Here is a 16,589-nt window from a genome sequence, read left to right as displayed (position 1 = left end):
TCGTACGCGCCCCCGCCCATGCATCCGTGCGCCCCACTTGCAGGATCGATGCTCCTGCGCGACGGTCGACGCCGCCCGTAACCGGAGGTGCGGGCGGGAGTTGTGTTCTTCGTGGACAAGACCATCGGAGTCACGGACGTAACTGACGCCGCGCAGATCCCCAAGCAGCGGGGCGACCTGCTGCTGGACAGCGCCGTGCGGTACGCGGAGGAGCGGCACTGGGACGTGTTCCCCGGCACCTGGCTGGAGGTGGTGGGCGGCATGGAACGGTGCTCGTGCGCCAGCGTCGGCTGCCCGTCCCCCGGAGCACATCCGACCCGGCCGGACTGGGCGGCCCAGGCGACGGGCAGCGGGGTCGGCGCGCGCAGGCTGTGGACGAAACAGCCGCACGCGTCGATCCTGCTGCCGACGGGCCGCACGTTCGACGCGCTCGATGTTCCTGAGTCGGCGGGCTTCCTGGCGCTCGCGCGGATGGAGCGGATGGAGATGACGCTCGGCCCCGTCACCTGCACCCCCGCCCGCCGGATGATCTTCTTCGTCCTGCCGGGCGGCTCACTGAAGGTGGCCGACCTCGTACGGAGGCTGGGCTGGTCGGCGTCGGCGATCGATCTGACGGCGCGCGGCGAGGCGCATTACGTGGCGGCCCCGCCCACCCGCGTCGGCGGCCTCGGCGCGGTGCAGTGGGCCCGGCGGCCCACTCACGCGAACCGCTGGCTGCCGGACGTCGAGGAGCTGATCAGCCCGCTGGCGTACGCGTGCGGCCGGGACGCGGCAGCCGCGCGGGCACAGCGAGGCTGAGGAACCGCGCGCCACGGGCCGCGGTCTTATGGTGGGTCCTCTCGGCACCTCGAAAAGGAACACCCGAAGGGCAGTGCGGCATGCCGGATCAGGCACCGGAGCGAGCGGCGGACCAGACGGAGCGACGGACGGCGGCGCCTGAATCGGCGGACCCGGCGGGCGGGGCGCGTACGGCCGCCCCGGCCGCTCCGCCCGCCGTCCGCGTGGAGGGGCTGTGGAAGCGCTTCGGCGAGCAGGTCGCCGTCGCCGGGATCGACCTCGATCTGCCCGCCGGCCAGTTCGTGGGTCTCGTCGGCCCGAACGGCGCGGGCAAGACCACCACGCTCTCCATGGTGACCGGCCTGCTGCGGCCGGACATGGGCCGCGTCCAGGTGGCCGGGCACGACGTCTGGGGCGATCCGGTCGCGGTCAAGGCCAGGATCGGCGTACTGCCCGAGGGGCTGCGCCTCTTCGAGCGGCTGTCCGGCCGCGAACTCCTCGGCTACACCGGCCGGCTGCGGGGGCTGCCCGGTGACGAGGTCGACAAGCGCGCCACGCAACTCCTGGACGTACTGGACCTGGCGGGCGCGCAGCACAAGCTCGTCGTGGACTACTCGACCGGTATGCGGAAGAAGATCGGCCTGGCGGCGGCGCTGCTGCACAACCCCGAAGTCCTGTTCCTGGACGAGCCGTTCGAGGGCGTCGACCCGGTGTCGGCGCAGACGATCCGCGGGGTCCTGGAGCGCTACACCGAGTCCGGCGCGACGGTCGTCTTCTCCAGCCATGTGATGGAGCTGGTCGAGTCGCTGTGCGACTGGGTCGCGGTGATGGCCGCGGGCCGCATCCGCGCGCAGGGGACGCTCGCGGAGGTACGGGGCGATGCGGCGTCACTCCAGAACGCGTTCCTCGAACTGGTCGGCGCGCAGGGCCGCGACACCGGTGAGTCCCTGGACTGGCTGGGCGGTGCGCGATGAGCGCGGCGGCAGCCGACCCCACGGGCCTCGCTGAGACCGCCCGTCCCGCCCGTCCCGCCGGTCCCACCGGTCCCGTCGGTTCGGGCACGACGCCCGTCGTCACCCTGGGCACCCGGTCCCTCACGCCCGTCTTCGTACGGCTGAAGCTGTCGCTGCTGCGCAACGGGCTGCGGCAGTCCTCGGGCCGTACCGCCGCGTACGTCGTCTCCGTCGTCTTCGCCCTGCTCGTGGCCGCCGGCCAGCTCCTGGGCCTGATCCTGCTGCGCGGGAACGACGGCGCGGCCACCCTCGTCGTCGTACTGACCGCGCTGGTGGCCCTCGGCTGGGCGATGCTGCCGCTCTTCTTCCCCAGCGGTGACGAGACGCTCGACCCCAGCCGGCTCGTGATGCTGCCGCTGCGGCCCCAGTCGCTGATCGGCGCGCTGCTCGCCGCGTCCCTGGTCGGTATCGGGCCGCTGTTCACGCTCTGCCTGGTGCTGGGCTCCGCGATCGCCGTCGCGCACGGCGCCGCGGCAGTGGTGCTGTCGGTGATCGCCGTGCCGCTGGCCCTGCTGGTGTGCGTGGCGCTGTCGCGTGCCGTGGCCGCGGCCAACATCCGGCTGCTGACCTCGCGCAAGGGGCGGGACCTGGCCGTGCTGAGCGGTCTGGTGATCGCCGTCGGCATCCAGTTCGTCAACTTCGGTATCCAGCGGCTCAACGAGGCGGGCGGCCTCTCGGCGCTCGACCCGGCGGCGGACGTCGTACGGTGGCTGCCGCCCGCGTCGGCGATCGGCGCGGTGGACGCGGTGAGCGACGGCGCCTACGGGCAGGCCGCGGCTCAACTGCTGCTGTCGCTGGCCGCGTTGGCCGCGCTCGTGTACTGGTGGCAGCTCTCGCTCGTGAAGCTGATGACCAGCCCGGACGGTTCGACGATCACCGCGGCGGCCGGCCCGGCCCGTAAGGAGTCGGCGTCCGGTCTGGACCGGCTGCTGCCGGAGGGGCGTACGGGCACGGTGATGCAGCGGAGTCTGCGGTACGTGTGGCGCGACCCCAAGACGAAGGCGGCGTGGGTGACCTCGCTGGCGATCGGACTGATCGTGCCGCTGGTCAACGCCCTTCAGGGCAACGGCTCGATCTATCTCGCGTGCTTCGCGGCGGGGATGCTCGGGATCCAGATGTACAACCAGTTCGGCCAGGACACCTCCGCGTTCTGGATGGTGGCCCTGACGATCTCCTCCACGCGTGACGCGTATCTGGAACTGCGAGCGCGGGCCTACGCCCTGCTGGTGATCACACTGCCGTACTCGGCGCTGGTGACGATCCTGACGGCGGCGCTGCTGGGCGACTGGCGGGCACTGCCCGAAGCACTCGGGCTGTCCTTCGCGCTGCTCGGCGCGATGATGGCGACGGGCGCGGTGGCGTCGGCCCGCTTCCCGTACTCGATCCCGCAGGGCAGCGCGTACAAGAACGTCGCCCCCGGCCAGGCCGGGCTCGCCTGGATCTCCATCCTCGGCGGCATGCTGGGCGGCGCCCTGCTGTGCGCCCCGGTGATCGTCCTGACGATCACCCTCCACACCTCGGGCGCGGACGGCTGGACGTGGCTGGTGCTCCCGCTGGGCACGGCGTACGGCGCGCTGATCGCCTGGGCGGGGGTCCGGCTGGCGGCGCCATGGACGGCGTCGAGGCTGCCGGAGATTCTGACGGCGGTGAGCAAGGGCTGAGGGGGCGCGGCTGCGGGGCGGGGCCCTCGATGCGGAGCGCGGCGGCCTCGGGGCGGCCAGGTGGTCAGTTCAGGACGCGCAGCACGAGCCGGAACGCTGCCGCGAACCCCCGTGCTATCCACCCGAACACGCCGACCTCCGCCGCCAGTTCAGCAACGTCAGTCGCCGTCTCCGCACGGTCTGCCGCCCCGCTACGGCACCGCCGGCAGCTCCGTGGCCACCGGCGTCGCCTCCCCCCGCACTTCCTGCACGTCCTCATGGGCGCCATTCTCACATCTCACGCCGCGTGCAGCGCCGGCGTCGGGGAGAGCCAGGAGGCTCGGACTGACGGTCCGGGTCGTCCTGCCGCGCGCTGGGCACACGCTTTAAGCTCGCCGGTATGACTGTCACCCTGAGCGACGCCGCCCGGAAGATCCTCGACGGCCGCAACCCCGCCGTCCTGTGCACGATCAGCCCGGACGGCAGCCCGCAGTCTTCCGTGGTCTGGGTCGGCACCGACGGCGACGACCTGGTCATCTCCTCGCAGGCGGGCCGCCGCAAGGTGACGAACGTGACCGCTGACCCGCGCGTCAGCCTCAGCGTGTTCGACATGGCCGACCCGGAGCGTTACGTCGAGGTACGCGGCACGGCCACGGTCGGCGAGGACGTCGCGAGGCGGACGGCCATCACCCTGGCGGAGAAGTACGAGGGCCCCGGCGCCGGCCAGGAGTACGCGGACCTCCCACCCGAAGCCGTGCGCGTCACGATCCGCATCACCCCAACCCGCCTGACGGGCAACGCGACGGCCTGACCGGGGCGGGCGCCGGTCCGCCGCGGGACCGGTGCTCCGAGCGACGCCCGCTAGGCCGTGTCTGACAAATCCCGCCTGGCGCGCGACGCCCGGCACGCACGCTCGCTGCGTTGTCGGAGTCGCCCGAGTACGCCCAGTACGAGAGCGATCCTCCGCCTTGCGATCGCACGCACCGGACGCCGCGCGCCCCGCCCCAAGGGCGGACGGCGCTATTTGTCAGACACGGCCTAGGGCGTCAACGCGCCGTCCAGGAAGGGTTCTATCGCCGCGCGCCACGCGTCCGGGCGGACGTAGTGGACGAGATGGCCGGCGTCGTCCACCTCCGCGTACTGCCCGCGCGGCAGCACCCGCACCATCTCCTGGGCCTCCGCGCGGCCCAACTCGCCGTCCAGGCACCGTACGACCAGCGTGGGGCAGCGGACCTGCGCCAGCTCCTCCCAGTGCGCGTCGTGCACCCACGTCGCGCGTGACCTGAGCATCTGGCGGCGGGAGAAGACCGGCCACCAGCCGTCGGCGCGCTCGGTCATCACCTCGGCGAAGAACTCGCCCCGGCCCGGATTCGGCCGCTCAAGCCACGGGTCGTCCTCGGCGAACCACTTCCGTACCTCCGCGAGCGACGGGAACGGCACCGGCCAGGTCCGGAACCAGTCGTCCCATGCGTGCTGCGACGCCGCCCCCAGCGCGGACGCCCGCATGTCGCAGATGATCAACGCGCCGACCAGGTCGGGGCGCTTCGCGGCGAGTTGCCAGGCGGTCAGCGCGCCCATGGCGTGGCCGACGAGGGTGACGGGCGCCAGGCCGAGCTGTTCGATCGCGGCTTCGGCGTCCGACACGTACGCCTCGCGGGTGTACGACGCTTCGCGGGGCTTGTCGCTGCGGCCGTGGCCCCGCTGGTCGAGCGCGACGGCCCGATGGCGCCCGGACATCCAGCGCGCCGTGGACGCCCAGTGCGAGGCACGGCCCATCAGGCCGTGGAGCAGCAGCACACCGGGGGTGCGCCCGGTCTCGGCCCGCTCCTTGGGCTGGTCCGCGAACTCCCAGGCTGCGAGCCGCAACCCGTCGAATCCGGTCACATCGATGCGCTGCATCATGTGTCGTGGCACCCCCTTCGGTCCTGAGTGGTCGAGTCCGATGGCACGGGCTCGATTCCGTGCCGTTCGGTCGTGCCGTCACGTCGCCGTGCCGCCGTGCCGTTCTCGTAGCGACTCCCCCAGACTATCGAACTCCCGTTCGAAAGCCTGCCTCCCAGGCCCAACACCGCTCGTTCGAGTGACGGTCGTCAAGGGTTGGCCGAAGCGCTGGAGGGGAGATCTTCTGCGGGAGGCGGACCACTCGGGGATGAGGGTCCGTGGGAACCGACCCTGGGAGCTCGGGGCTCCGGGTCGGAAAAGGGGAGGACAGGCCCCGGCGCCGCTCAGCGCCGGGGCCCTTATCGTGCGGGGCGTGCACGACGCACGCGGTGTCGGGCGCGGAAGGCGCAGCAGCCACAGCAGGCACAACAGACACAGCTATCCGCATCAGGCGCACAGCCCCGCTCCCTCCTAGGCCGCGGGACGAGGTCCGCGACCGCTGCCCTCAGGTCATATGCCCCAGGGCCAGCCTGGCACGCGAATCGCCCGACCGCTGCCATTCCGCCGGGAAATCCTATTCTCCGCTGTCGGAGGAATACTCTCCGCAGCCGCCGACGGGCATGCCGAAGCCCCGGCCCCGCAGGTCCGGGACGGAACCCCGGCAGGGCGTCAGCGCTTGGCGACGAACACGTGCGAGGCGACCTCGGAGTCCAGCTCCGCCGCCTCCCCGCTGCTCCCCACGAGCACCCCGCCGACCGGCGACTCCGTCACGCTCACCACGGAGCCGGGCTGCACGCCGGCCCGTCGCAGCGTGTACATCAGCTGGGCGTCGGTCTGGATCGGCTCACCGATCCGGCGCACCACGACCGTCTTGCCCTCGGCGCCCGGGTCCAGATCCGCCAGCGAGACCATGCCCTCGTCGAGGAACGGGTCCGCCTCGGTCTTCTCGCCCAGCTCCTCCAGGCCCGGAATCGGGTTCCCGTACGGCGACTCCGTCGGGTGACGCAGCAGCTCCAGCACCCGCCGCTCCACCGCCTCGCTCATCACGTGCTCCCAGCGGCAGGCCTCCGCGTGGACCTGCTCCCACTCCAGGCCGATCACGTCGACCAGCAGACACTCGGCGAGGCGGTGCTTGCGCATCACGCGCGTCGCCAGTCTGCGGCCCTCCTCCGTCAGCTCCAGATGCCGGTCACCCGCGACGTGCACCAGTCCGTCGCGCTCCATGCGGGCCACGGTCTGGCTGACCGTCGGCCCGCTCTGATCCAGCCGCTCCGCGATCCGGGCGCGCATGGGGACCACACCTTCCTCTTCGAGTTCGAGGATGGTGCGGAGATACATCTCCGTGGTGTCAATCAGTCCGGACATACGTGCCCCTCGATGCTGTGACATGAAAACAACCGTGCGCTGGCCCCTGCTCAATTCTGACGCATCGCACCGACAACCGTGCCGTGCGGGAAGCCGCCGAAGGCGAAGCCGTATTGACACGGTAAAGGTCCAGACCGCAACGTGATCCGCGGCACAGGCATTCCCGCCCCCGTTCCGCCCCCTACGGAAGGTCTCTCTCGATGAGCGAGAGCACGCTGGCCGGTCAGTTCTTCGGCGCCGCGATCGGTCTGCTGGAGCGCGTACGCGACGAGGAGGCCGCGAACATCGAAGCCGCCGGGAACGCGATCGCCGAGACCGTGGCCGCCGGCGGCCGTGTCTTCGCCTTCGGCGCCGGCCACTCCTCGCTCGCCGCGCAGGACGTCGTCTACCGGGCCGGCGGTCTCGCCCTCATGAACCTGCTCAACGTGCCCGGCGTGATCGGCGTCGACGTCATGCCCGCGACGCTCGGCTCCGCGCTGGAGCGCGTCGACGGCCTGGCGAGCGCCGTGCTGGACTCCGCCCCGGCGCAGGCGGGCGACGTTCTGGTGATCATCTCGCTGTCCGGGCGCAACGCGCTCCCCGTGGAGATGGCGTTGAACGCGCGGGCGCTGGGCCTGAAGGTGATCGGTGTGACGTCGGTGGCGTACGCGACGGAGACGAAGTCCCGGCACGTCTCGGGGACGTACCTCAAGGACCACTGCGACATCGTCCTCGACAGCAAGATCGCGGTGGGCGACGCGGAGTTGTCGGCGGACGGCATCGTGGCACCGTTCGCGCCCGCGTCGACCGTCGTGACGAGCGCGCTGATGCAGGCGATGGTGGCGACGGCGGCGGGCGCCCTGGTCGAGCGCGGCATCGAGCCGCCGATGCTGCGCTCGGGGAACGTGGACGGCGGGCACGAGTGGAACGGGCGCGTGATGAAGGAGTACGGGGACCGGATCTTCTACCGCCACTGAGCCTGGGCCACCAAGGCCGGGTCCTGGACTACGCCTCCGGCCGGAACAGGTCCAGCAGGTCCAGCGAGGCCGCCATCCGTGCCGTGACGTCCTCCGCGTACACCGCGTCCGGGCGTTCGAACGACGGACGGCTCGCGCCCCGCAGGAAGGTGACCACGCCCAGCGTCCTGCCCCGGCTCCGCAGCACCGTACAGAGCGCGTGCACGGAGTCGGGCGGCCACTGGCGGGAGACCGACCAGGTCGGGGTGGTCAGCGTCCCCGAGGGCGCGCTCGCGCGCACCGAGCCCGCGCGGGCCACCGCCTGGAGCGCCGGGTGGCCCTCCAGATACCGCACGGGGATGCCACCGGCCGCCACCGGCAAGCAGGGCCCGACCGAACCGCCCGGCGTGGCCGCCACCCGTACGAGCCGGGTCGGCGGCCCGTCGCCGGCCCCCGTCACCCCGTAGGGGGCGACGGGGGCCGGCTCGCCCATGACCAGGTCGATCAGCGCGTGGTCGGCGAAGCCCACGAGCGCGAAGTCCAGGCAGACCGTCGCCGCCTCCATCGGGCTCTCGCACTCGGCCGCGGCCCGCCCCGCGCGGTGCAGCTGGCTGGAGCGGAAGCGCAGCTTGTCCGCCTCCTGTGCCGCGAGCTTCGCCTCCGTGACGTCCTGGAACAGCCAGCCGACGCCCAGCGGCACCGGCTCCTCGGCGAGCGGCGAGGCCAGCCGGAGGAAGCCGCTGCGCCAGCAGCGGCGCCGTTCGCCCCCGTCCGCCGTGCGCAGCGTCACCCACTGCTCGGCGAGCGCCCGCGGCGCGCCCTCGGCCAGTACGTGCTGGAGGGCGCCCTCCAGCTCCTCCACGCCCTGGACGACGGTCTCGCCCAGGGGCCGCCCGAGCAGCGCCGTACGGCCGGAGCCGAGCGCACGCGCGGCGTGCCCGTTCACGACGGTCGGCCGCAGGTCCACGTCGACCAGGACCACGCCCCACAGGGCGTCGTCGAACAGGGCCTCGCTGAGCGCGATGGACCGCTCAAGATCGATCTGCGCGTGCACCTCGCTGAACGCGCAGTACACCCCCGCGGGCCCGCCGTCCGCCCCGCGCACACCGGCGGACTGTGTCCGTACGAGCACCCGGCCGCCGTCCTTGCGCAGCAGCGCGAACTCGTGCACCAGCCGTCCCGGCACGCCCATCGCCGACATCAGCCGCCCGTGCACCTCATCGGCGTCGGCGCTGCGCACGGCCCAGCCGGCGAATCCGCGCCGGCCGACGGCCTCGTCGGCGGACCAGCCCAATATCCGCTCCGCCTCGCGGTTCCAGTGCGTGATCACGCCGTCGGCGTCGAACGCGCAGAGAGCGGCGTCCATCCCGTCTAGCAGCGCGGCGAGCAGGTCCGCCCCGTGGGCGCTCTCGGGGTCGGGCGGGCGAGTGGTCTCGCTTCGGGAAGCACTCATCCTTGGCACCCCCTGCCGGCTGCTCGGTCACACCTACGATCATTCAACTCGAACGTGACCCAGCACACACCTTGTTCCCGAAAATCGTTGTGCGGAGGAAATCCAAATAATCGCTTGTGGGCCGCCGGACGGGTTCCTAGGGTGGTGAGCACACTAGAAGGGAGGTGGTTCGGAAGTGATTTCAATCCGGACAAGTGAGGTGGCTGCGGGCTGACGCCCGTCGTCGCACACGTGCGGTGCCGGTGAACCACCGGCCCAATCCAAGCAGTCACCCGACCCGCGTGCTCGCCGGTAAGTCCGGCCGGCTCCTCCCCGGAGGAACCTGAGCGCGCGGGTCGTCTGCGTTCCCCCCGGCGTTCCCCCTCCGACTGCGACGGCGTTACGGGCAGAGCCTCTCCACCCGCCAGCCGTCTCCGGCGTCCCGCCGGACGTACCGCAGCCGGTCGTGCAGCCGGTTCTCGTGCCCCTGCCAGAACTCGACGGTCTCCGGGACGACCCTGATCCCACCCCAGTGCGGCGGGACCGGGACCGGCTCGTCGTCGGGGTAGCGGGCGGCCAGTGCCTCGTACCGTTCCAGCAGCTCCGCGCGCGAGCCGACCGGCTCGGACTGGTCGCTCGCCCAGGCGCCGAGCTGGGAGCCGTGCGGTCGGGTGCGGAAGTACGCCGCCGTCTCCGCGCGGCTGACGCGCGACGCCGTACCGGTGACGACGACCTGTAGCCCCAGCGCGTGCCAGGGGAAGAGAAGGCCGACGTGCGGGTTCGCGTCGATCTCCCGGCCCTTGCGTGATCCGTAGTTGGTGAAGAAGACGAAGCCCCGCTCGTCGTACGCCTTGAGAAGCACCGTGCGCGACGAGGGGCGGCCGTCGGGGGTCGCGGTGGAGACCACCATCGCGTTCGGCTCGTGCAGACCTCCGGCCGCCGCGTCCTTGAACCAGCTCGCGAACTGGTCCATGGGCGTGGGGGCGAGGTCGGTCTCCAGGAACGTGACCGCGCGGTACTGCTCGCGCATCAGGGCCGGGTCGGGCGTCTCGGCCGGGTCCGGGGTCTCGGCCGGGTCGGGGGTCTCGGCGGGCGGAGTGTGAGGCACGCGACCCATTCTCACGCACATGACAGGCCCGCAGCATGGTTGATTCGATGCCGGGTCTGGGCAGGACGGGAGTAACGGATGACCGTTCCGGACCGCGAGTCGTACGAGAACGACCGTGGATCCGGGCCGGCACCGACAACTTCTGACACCGGACCGCCGGGCCGTAGGCCGTAGGCCGCAAGCCGTCGTCCGGATCAGCCGTCCGGTACAGCCGTCAGACAGAGCCGGACGCTTCCACGTCCTTCACACCAGAGGAGCCGCCTGATGTCCGATTTCGTACCCGGACTCGAAGGAGTCGTCGCTTTCGAGACGGAGATCGCCGAACCGGACAAGGAGGGCGGTGCCCTCCGCTACCGGGGCGTCGACATCGAGGATCTGGTCGGCCGTGTCTCCTACGGAAACGTGTGGGGCCTGCTCGTCGACGGCGCGTTCAACCCCGGCCTGCCGCCCGCCGAGCCCTTCCCCATCCCCGTCCACTCCGGCGACATCCGCGTCGACGTCCAGTCGGCGCTCGCGATGCTCGCCCCCGTCTGGGGCCTGAAACCGCTCCTCGACACCGACGAGGCGACGGCGCGCGACGAGCTGGCGCGGGCCGCCGTCATGGCCCTGTCGTACGTGGCGCAGTCGGCGCGCGGGCAGGGCGTGCCGATGGTGCCGCAGAGCGAGATCGACAAGGCGGAGTCCGTTGTCGAACGCTTCATGATCCGCTGGCGCGGGGAGCCCGACCCCCGGCACATCAAGGCGGTCGACGCGTACTGGACGTCGGCGGCCGAGCACGGCATGAACGCGTCGACGTTCACGGCCCGCGTCATCGCCTCCACCGGCGCGGACGTCGCCGCGGCCCTCTCGGGGGCCGTCGGCGCCATGTCCGGCCCACTGCACGGCGGCGCCCCCTCGCGCGTCCTCGGCATGATCGAGGAGATCGAGCGGATGGGCGACGCCACGGCGTACGTGAAGAAGACGCTCGACAAGGGCGAGCGGCTGATGGGCTTCGGCCACCGCGTGTACCGCGCGGAGGACCCGCGCGCCCGCGTCCTGCGGCGTACGGCGAAGGAACTGGACGCGCCGCGTTACGAGGTCGCCGAGGCGCTGGAGAAGGCGGCACTGGAGGAGCTGCACGCACGCCGTCCGGACCGGGTGCTGGCGACGAACGTGGAGTTCTGGGCGGCGATCATGCTGGACTTCGCGGAGGTGCCCGCGCACATGTTCACGTCGATGTTCACCTGCGCCCGTACGGCCGGCTGGTCGGCGCACATCCTGGAGCAGAAGCGGACGGGGCGGCTGGTCCGGCCGTCGGCGCGGTACGTGGGTCCGGGGGTGCGGGACCCGCGGGAGATCGAGGGGTACGACAGCATCGCCACCGCGCCCTGACACGTGTGGGGAGGGGTGGGGCAGGAGGTCACGCCCCACCCTCCTCATAGGCGTCATAGGCGTCCGTCACACAGTCCGCGTCGCAGCGGTTGCGCTCGTAACGCTCGCGCAGTGCGTCCACCGCCGACTCGCGCGGCACGGCACCGTGCCCGAAGTGCTCGGCGGCCACGGTCAGTACGTCGTCCACCCTGACGATCGCCGGTTCGTCCGCCGCCGCGGCGTGGCGGGCCGCGGCGATCGCCATGTCGGCGGACCGGCGCAGATCGCGGGGCAGCCGCCGGTACGTGGCGTCCCGCGCGCGGCCCCGCAGGTACGGCTTGCGGACCTGGCCCTTCCAGATGGCCCCGGCCGCCATGAGCGCGATGCCGACCGCGACGATCACGAACACGCCGTCCATCGCCGCCCCCTTCGCCGAAGCGCTCGTCAGTCCAGCACGGTGTCCAGGATTCTCGCCCACTGCGCCACCACCCGGTTCCGCCGCTGTGTGTCGTCCGTCAGCAGCGTGGCCAGGCCCAGTCCGCGCGCCATGTCCAGCAGGCCCTGGACCGTCTCGCGTACGCCGGGCACCGACTCGTCCGCGCCCAGGAGTTCGACGGTCATACGGTGCGCCTCGCGGCCGACGCGCGCTTCGAGTTCGGCGACGCGGGGCCGCAGTTGTTCCTCGTCGGACGCGGCGACCCACAGATGCAGCGCGGCCCGGAACAGTGGCCCGGTGTAGAGCGCCACGACCGCCTCCACCACCTCGCGGCGGCGGGTCGGCCCGGTCGGCGCGAGGGCGCGCAGCGCGGTGGAGCGTTCCTCGGCGACGTACTCGACGGCCGCCGTGAACAGGTCCTCGCGAGTACGGAAGTGGTGCTGCGCCGCGCCGCGCGACACCCCGGCGCGTTCGGCGACGACGGCGACCGTGGACCCGGCCCAGCCGTGTTCGGCGAGGCACGCGACGGCGGCCTCCAGCAGCCGTCGCCGGGTGGCCCGGCTGCGGTCCTGCTGGGGCGCGGCTAGCGCACCCATGCGGCGTCCCGCCGTTCGAGGAACGCCGACATGCCCTCGCGGGCCTCGGCCGTCGCGAAGAGCGTGGCCGAGCGCTGGACCAGGTCCTCCGCGTACTGGTCGAAGGCCGCCAGCACCGGCTCGGTCAGCAGCTTCTTGGACTCGGCCAGCCCCTGCGGGGAGCCTCGGCGCAGCGCGTCGAGAATCGGCGCGAGCGCCGTGTCCACGTCGTCGGCGGCCTGCGTGACGAGCCCGTCGGTCACGGCCTCGGCCGCGCCGAAGGTCTCGCCGGTGAGGCAGTGACGGGCGGCGGCGCGCGGTGCCATCCGGGGCAGCAGCGGCATCGAGATGACGGCGGGCGCGACGCCGATCCGTACCTCCGTGAAGGCGAAGTCCGAGCCGCTGGACGCGACCACGATGTCGCAGGCCCCGAGCAGCCCCAGTCCCCCGGCCCGTACATGGCCGGTGACGCGGGCGACGACGGGCTTGGGGTGCTCGACGATCTGCCGCAGGAGCGCGACGAAGGTGTACGGGTTCGGCGGCTCCTTCAGATCGGCGCCCGCGCAGAAGGTGGACCCGGTGTGGCTGAGTACGACGGCCCGGACGTCCGGATCCCCGGCGCAGCGGGTGAGCCCGTCGGCCAACTCCCCGACGAGCCGCGCCGACAGGGCGTTGCGCTTCGCCGGCGCGTCCATGGTCAGGGTGGTGATGCCGCGCTCGTGCGCGGTCGCGACGAGCGTCACGTGGTGGTCTCCCTCTCCCGTTTACGAGGGTTCAGAGACTGGCAGCGCACACCGAATCAATCAAGCGCGCACGCATGGTTCCCGTACCGTCACCGCGTCAGCCGCAGAAGGCCGCGTCCAGGAGCGCGTGGACGGCGTCGGCCGGGTCGGCGGGGCGGTTGGGCGTGACCCCGACCGCGACCTGCCGGCTCCCGTCGGCGGTGGAGTACGCCCAGGCCTGGTACGCCAGGGCGTCACCGTCGTTGCCGTACACACGAACCCCGCACGTGGTGTCGTACCAGTCCAGCCCGAGCCCGTACGTCGCACCCTCGACGGCGGGTTTCCTCATCTCGTCCAGCAGGTGATCCGGCAGCAGACTCCCGTCGAGCAACGCGGCGACGAACCGGTTGAGGTCCCGCGCCGGTGGCGACGACATGGTCCAGCCGCTCCTGCAACGCCCGGCGGTCCGCCGCCTTGTCTGTCGGCGCGGCAACGGCAGCGGTCGACGCCATCATCTTCGCGACGGCGGTGGTCGCGGTCACCAACGCCCGTTGCGCACGCTTCGTCCCGGCTCCCCGTGATCAGTCCGTGCGGTGCGGTCCGCGCCGTACGGACGAGCCTGCCGGAGGCACCGGGCGGCCACGAGGGGGCGCATTGCCGTATCCGGCCGGGGGTTATCTCCACCACGTGCCGTCAATGCGCCCTACACGAACCCGGGCATAATTCTCTACGGTGGGAGAGTAAATCTACGCATTCCGGAGGCGGGCATGGAAACGGCAACGACGGCCAAACACCGTAACCCCAGTGGCGACGACGGCCACCAGCCCGGCCGACCCATCCCGCCGGCACCGCCAACACCGCCGCCGCCTCCCCCAAAGAAGTAGGTGAAGTGAACACACCGACGCGGTCGACGGCTGACCACACCGAGCAACTCCTTGCCGATGTAACCCAATTCATCGGCCCCCAGCCGCCCGCCCTCGACCGCGCAATCCGCGCGGTCCCGAGGCACGTGTTCCTCCCGGCTCGCATCTGGCTGCGGGACGGGAAGGGTGGCCACCGGCTGTGCGACCGAGCCACCACCCCGGACGAATGGCTGAGCGCGGCCTACAGCGACGCCCCGTTGGTTACCCAGTTCACCGACGGCCTGCCGACGTCGTCCGCGTCCATGCCCTCCATGGTGCTCCGCATGCTCGCTCTCGCGGGCCTGGACCGGGAGTCGGCAGGGCGCCGGGTTCTCGAACTGGGCGCGGGCACCGGGTACAACGCGGCCCTGCTCTCCCATCTCTGCGGTGATCAGGCCGTGACGACAGTCGAGTTGGACCCCACGCTCGCGGCGCAGGCTGAGCGGAATCTCAAAGCTGTCGGCCACACACCGAAGGTGGTACGCGGTGACGCCGCGACCGGCTGGCCCGCCGGGGCTCCGTACGAGCGGATCATCGCCACGTTCTCGGTCGACCGGGTCCCACCGGCATGGCTGGACCAGGCGGAGCCGGGCGGGCTCATCGTCACCCCGTGGAACTCCGCCTGGTGCGGATACGGGACGCTGCGACTGACGGCGTCACAGGACGGGTGCGGCGAGGGCCGGTTCCACGACTTTGCCTCGTTCATGCCGATGCGGGAGGCCGCCGTCCCGCCGATGGTCGTGGCCGCCGAGGGCGACTGCGGACTGCCCGAGGAAACGACGTCCTCGGTCTTGTCGCCGTGGGCCGTCGCGGCCGGGGACCTGAACGCGGAGTTCCACGTCGGCCTCGCGGTCCCCGGAGCCTATTTCGCCTGGGACACGAGCGGCGAGCACGCACCCACGCGTCTCGCCGTGGCGGATGACACGGGGCCGTCCTGGGCGACGGTCGACTACGACGGCCACAGCGCCGACCGGTTCACCGTCACCCAGGCCGGCCCCCGACGCCTCTGGGACGAGATCACGGCGGCTCACTCCCGCTGGGAGACCCTTGGCCGCCCGAGCGTCGACCAGTACGGGCTCACGGTGAATGCGGCAGGGGCTCAGACGGCGTGGGTGGAGGGGGCGGACGGCACCCGCGAACCGGTCATGCCGGTCGGCGGGCCCGCCTCGTACAACTGACGCGTCAGGCGTCCAACGCGCCGTGCCTCACGGCCGAGACGAACGAAGCCCAGCCGGGCGCGTGGAACGCGATCACCGGGCCGTGGGGGTTCTTGCTGTCGCGCACGGGGACGACGGCAGCGAAGTCGTCGGAGACCTCGACGCAGGCACCACCATCCGAATTGCTGTAGGAGCTCTTGCGCCAGTTAGCGGCGCTCAGGTCGAGGGATTTCAAGGCACTTCCTCCAACATGCGCAGGATGAACTTTCGTGACTCGGCCGGGGACATGGCCAAGTCACGTACGGCATCGTAAGCACGTTGTAGGCGTTCAACCGGCCCGTCTGTCTCAATGAGTTCGCCCCCATAGGCGTTCTCGGTGTACGCCACGGTGCGCCCGCCTGCAAGGCGCAGGAACCAGACGTCGGTGCTGTCCAAGCCGTACGGTCCCGCAAGGAACGGCAGCACCTGAATGATCACTTCATCCCGCTCGCTCACTTTCCGCAGGTACTCCAACTGCCTCCGCCACTCTCCCAAGTTGCGCAGCGGCGTTCTCAGTACCGCCTCCGAAAGGATCGTTCGGAACGGAGGCGCGTTGTCGCCCTCCAGCAACTCCCGCCGCCCCATTCGGGCTTCAACCTGTTGTGTCAGCTGAGGCTCCTTGGTCCCACCAGCCGCCAGCACCTCCCGCGCGTACCCCTCCGTCTGCAACAACCCCGGCAACATGCTCACCGCGAAGTGCCACAGACTCGTCGCCTCCGACTCCAACGACATGTACCGTCGGTACTGCTCCTTGAACTGCGACTTGTCACTCACCGCCAACTCCCACAGCGCGAGCAACAACCCCGGCGTCCCGTAGTACGTGTCGAGCGCCTGGACCACCTCCGGGCCGCCCAGCGTCTCGCCCTTCTCCATCTTGCCGAACAACGACCAGTCCCAGCCCAGCCGTTCGCCAAGCTGGCGCAGGCTCTCGCCGCGTGCGGCGCGCAGGGAGCGCAGTTCCTCCGCGAACCGTGCGCGGGGTTCCCTGCTGCGGCTGGTGACCACTCGTCTCGTCGGCATGGTGCTGCCCTCCGTGAAAGGTGAAGGGGCTTTCGCCCCGTAACGAGCCCTTCGCGCAAGGTAATTCACGCTATTGGCCCCCGATGGGGAAACCGCGCAACAACCAATCGAAAGTAGTCGTTGCCAGGCCGGGCGCGCCCGGAGAACCGTGTCCGGTGCGCCCAGCGTCGTTTCCGGGAACGGATCCGGAAAGCGCGCAGAAGGCTCACCTCATGCCCAGGCAGCAAGACCGCACAG

Annotated in this window: 17 protein-coding genes; 7 read left to right on the top strand and 10 right to left on the bottom strand. The window is 71.5% G+C overall.

Annotated elements, in window-relative coordinates; genetic code table 11:
• Positions 1-111 precede the first annotated feature (111 nt).
• The 4 genes from ACIBLA_RS22580 to ACIBLA_RS22565 all read left to right on the top strand — a co-directional run bounded on the left by ACIBLA_RS22580 (position 112) and on the right by ACIBLA_RS22565 (position 4,241).
• Positions 112-798, top strand: coding sequence for a bifunctional DNA primase/polymerase (locus ACIBLA_RS22580; RefSeq protein WP_399199603.1), 687 nt, complete (start codon positions 112-114; stop codon positions 796-798).
• A gap of 80 nt (positions 799-878) precedes the next feature.
• Entirely contained in the window at positions 879-1,751 is an 873-nt protein-coding gene (locus ACIBLA_RS22575; protein ID WP_363242766.1) for an ABC transporter ATP-binding protein, read from the top strand.
• Positions 1,748-3,451 (top strand): transporter, encoded by a 1,704-nt coding sequence (locus ACIBLA_RS22570; protein WP_399199602.1) that lies wholly within the window; start codon positions 1,748-1,750, stop codon positions 3,449-3,451. The genes ACIBLA_RS22575 and ACIBLA_RS22570 overlap by 4 nt, the downstream gene beginning before the upstream one ends.
• Positions 3,452-3,830: 379 nt before the next feature.
• Positions 3,831-4,241: a PPOX class F420-dependent oxidoreductase gene (locus ACIBLA_RS22565; protein ID WP_363242764.1), complete on the top strand. Its 411-nt coding sequence runs from the start codon at positions 3,831-3,833 to the stop codon at positions 4,239-4,241.
• A 227-nt stretch (positions 4,242-4,468) separates the two neighbouring features.
• Here ACIBLA_RS22565 and ACIBLA_RS22560 read toward each other — a convergent pair whose 3' ends face one another.
• Both ACIBLA_RS22560 and ACIBLA_RS22555 read right to left on the bottom strand, forming a co-directional pair.
• A complete protein-coding gene (locus tag ACIBLA_RS22560) occupies positions 4,469-5,332 on the bottom strand; it encodes an alpha/beta fold hydrolase (RefSeq protein WP_399199601.1) in 864 nt (287 codons plus the stop codon).
• A gap of 648 nt (positions 5,333-5,980) precedes the next feature.
• The gene (locus tag ACIBLA_RS22555; protein WP_363242761.1) at positions 5,981-6,676 is read right to left on the bottom strand and encodes a metal-dependent transcriptional regulator; all 696 of its coding nucleotides are present in this window, start codon (positions 6,674-6,676) and stop codon (positions 5,981-5,983) included.
• A gap of 200 nt (positions 6,677-6,876) precedes the next feature.
• Here ACIBLA_RS22555 and ACIBLA_RS22550 point away from each other — a divergent pair, with 200 nt between their 5' ends.
• Positions 6,877-7,632 carry an SIS domain-containing protein gene (locus ACIBLA_RS22550; RefSeq protein WP_363242760.1) on the top strand — a complete coding sequence of 252 codons (756 nt, stop codon included), beginning with the start codon at positions 6,877-6,879 and terminating at the stop codon, positions 7,630-7,632.
• A gap of 28 nt (positions 7,633-7,660) precedes the next feature.
• Here ACIBLA_RS22550 and ACIBLA_RS22545 read toward each other — a convergent pair whose 3' ends face one another.
• Both ACIBLA_RS22545 and pdxH read right to left on the bottom strand, forming a co-directional pair.
• Positions 7,661-9,064: a PAS domain-containing protein gene (locus ACIBLA_RS22545; RefSeq protein ID WP_399199599.1), complete on the bottom strand. Its 1,404-nt coding sequence runs from the start codon at positions 9,062-9,064 to the stop codon at positions 7,661-7,663.
• Positions 9,065-9,443: 379 nt separating this feature from the next.
• On the bottom strand, positions 9,444-10,073 hold the full coding sequence (pdxH, locus tag ACIBLA_RS22540) for a pyridoxamine 5'-phosphate oxidase (protein WP_363242811.1): 630 nt from the start codon (positions 10,071-10,073) through the stop codon (positions 9,444-9,446).
• A gap of 342 nt (positions 10,074-10,415) precedes the next feature.
• On the opposite strand from pdxH, the gene ACIBLA_RS22535 reads away from it, so the two are divergent.
• Positions 10,416-11,522, top strand: coding sequence for a citrate synthase 2 (locus ACIBLA_RS22535; RefSeq protein WP_363242758.1), 1,107 nt, complete (start codon positions 10,416-10,418; stop codon positions 11,520-11,522).
• Positions 11,523-11,550: 28 nt separating this feature from the next.
• On the opposite strand, the gene ACIBLA_RS22530 is transcribed toward ACIBLA_RS22535, so the two are convergent.
• The 4 genes from ACIBLA_RS22530 to ACIBLA_RS22515 all read right to left on the bottom strand — a co-directional run bounded on the left by ACIBLA_RS22530 (position 11,551) and on the right by ACIBLA_RS22515 (position 13,670).
• On the bottom strand, positions 11,551-11,919 hold the full coding sequence (locus ACIBLA_RS22530) for a hypothetical protein (protein ID WP_363242757.1): 369 nt from the start codon (positions 11,917-11,919) through the stop codon (positions 11,551-11,553).
• Between the two features lie 26 nt (positions 11,920-11,945).
• Entirely contained in the window at positions 11,946-12,533 is a 588-nt protein-coding gene (locus tag ACIBLA_RS22525; RefSeq protein WP_363242756.1) for a TetR/AcrR family transcriptional regulator, read from the bottom strand.
• On the bottom strand, positions 12,521-13,207 hold the full coding sequence (locus ACIBLA_RS22520) for an enoyl-CoA hydratase family protein (RefSeq protein WP_363242810.1): 687 nt from the start codon (positions 13,205-13,207) through the stop codon (positions 12,521-12,523). Before ACIBLA_RS22520 ends, ACIBLA_RS22525 begins: the two co-directional genes overlap by 13 nt.
• 145 nt (positions 13,208-13,352) lie before the next feature.
• Complete coding sequence (locus tag ACIBLA_RS22515; RefSeq protein WP_399199598.1) at positions 13,353-13,670, bottom strand: hypothetical protein; 318 nt, start codon at positions 13,668-13,670, stop codon at positions 13,353-13,355.
• 453 nt (positions 13,671-14,123) lie between these two features.
• Here ACIBLA_RS22515 and ACIBLA_RS22510 point away from each other — a divergent pair, with 453 nt between their 5' ends.
• Positions 14,124-15,314, top strand: a complete 1,191-nt coding sequence (locus tag ACIBLA_RS22510) for a methyltransferase domain-containing protein (protein ID WP_399199597.1) — start codon at positions 14,124-14,126, stop codon at positions 15,312-15,314.
• A 4-nt stretch (positions 15,315-15,318) separates the two neighbouring features.
• On the opposite strand, the gene ACIBLA_RS22505 is transcribed toward ACIBLA_RS22510, so the two are convergent.
• Together ACIBLA_RS22505 and ACIBLA_RS22500 are read right to left on the bottom strand one after the other, a co-directional pair.
• Positions 15,319-15,528: a DUF397 domain-containing protein gene (locus ACIBLA_RS22505; protein WP_399199596.1), complete on the bottom strand. Its 210-nt coding sequence runs from the start codon at positions 15,526-15,528 to the stop codon at positions 15,319-15,321.
• A complete protein-coding gene (locus ACIBLA_RS22500) occupies positions 15,525-16,352 on the bottom strand; it encodes a helix-turn-helix domain-containing protein (protein ID WP_399199595.1) in 828 nt (275 codons plus the stop codon). Before ACIBLA_RS22500 ends, ACIBLA_RS22505 begins: the two co-directional genes overlap by 4 nt.
• Positions 16,353-16,589 lie beyond the last annotated feature (237 nt).

This window comes from Streptomyces sp. NPDC050433 (genome assembly GCF_044458565.1).
In the GTDB taxonomy this organism is placed as follows: domain Bacteria; phylum Actinomycetota; class Actinomycetes; order Streptomycetales; family Streptomycetaceae; genus Streptomyces.
This window is presented reverse-complemented; position numbering and strand designations above follow the sequence as displayed.

Coding starts and splice junctions, on each gene's coding strand:
- ACIBLA_RS22575 (WP_363242766.1), top strand. CDS start 879: ATGCCGGATCAGGCACCGGAGCGAGCGGCGGACCAGACGGAGCGACGG.
- ACIBLA_RS22570 (WP_399199602.1), top strand. CDS start 1,748: ATGAGCGCGGCGGCAGCCGACCCCACGGGCCTCGCTGAGACCGCCCGT.
- ACIBLA_RS22565 (WP_363242764.1), top strand. CDS start 3,831: ATGACTGTCACCCTGAGCGACGCCGCCCGGAAGATCCTCGACGGCCGC.
- ACIBLA_RS22560 (WP_399199601.1), bottom strand. CDS start 5,332: ATGATGCAGCGCATCGATGTGACCGGATTCGACGGGTTGCGGCTCGCA.
- ACIBLA_RS22555 (WP_363242761.1), bottom strand. CDS start 6,676: ATGTCCGGACTGATTGACACCACGGAGATGTATCTCCGCACCATCCTC.
- ACIBLA_RS22550 (WP_363242760.1), top strand. CDS start 6,877: ATGAGCGAGAGCACGCTGGCCGGTCAGTTCTTCGGCGCCGCGATCGGT.
- ACIBLA_RS22545 (WP_399199599.1), bottom strand. CDS start 9,064: ATGAGTGCTTCCCGAAGCGAGACCACTCGCCCGCCCGACCCCGAGAGC.
- pdxH (WP_363242811.1), bottom strand. CDS start 10,073: ATGCGCGAGCAGTACCGCGCGGTCACGTTCCTGGAGACCGACCTCGCC.
- ACIBLA_RS22535 (WP_363242758.1), top strand. CDS start 10,416: ATGTCCGATTTCGTACCCGGACTCGAAGGAGTCGTCGCTTTCGAGACG.
- ACIBLA_RS22530 (WP_363242757.1), bottom strand. CDS start 11,919: ATGGACGGCGTGTTCGTGATCGTCGCGGTCGGCATCGCGCTCATGGCG.
- ACIBLA_RS22525 (WP_363242756.1), bottom strand. CDS start 12,533: ATGGGTGCGCTAGCCGCGCCCCAGCAGGACCGCAGCCGGGCCACCCGG.
- ACIBLA_RS22520 (WP_363242810.1), bottom strand. CDS start 13,207: ATGGACGCGCCGGCGAAGCGCAACGCCCTGTCGGCGCGGCTCGTCGGG.
- ACIBLA_RS22515 (WP_399199598.1), bottom strand. CDS start 13,670: ATGTCGTCGCCACCGGCGCGGGACCTCAACCGGTTCGTCGCCGCGTTG.
- ACIBLA_RS22500 (WP_399199595.1), bottom strand. CDS start 16,352: ATGCCGACGAGACGAGTGGTCACCAGCCGCAGCAGGGAACCCCGCGCA.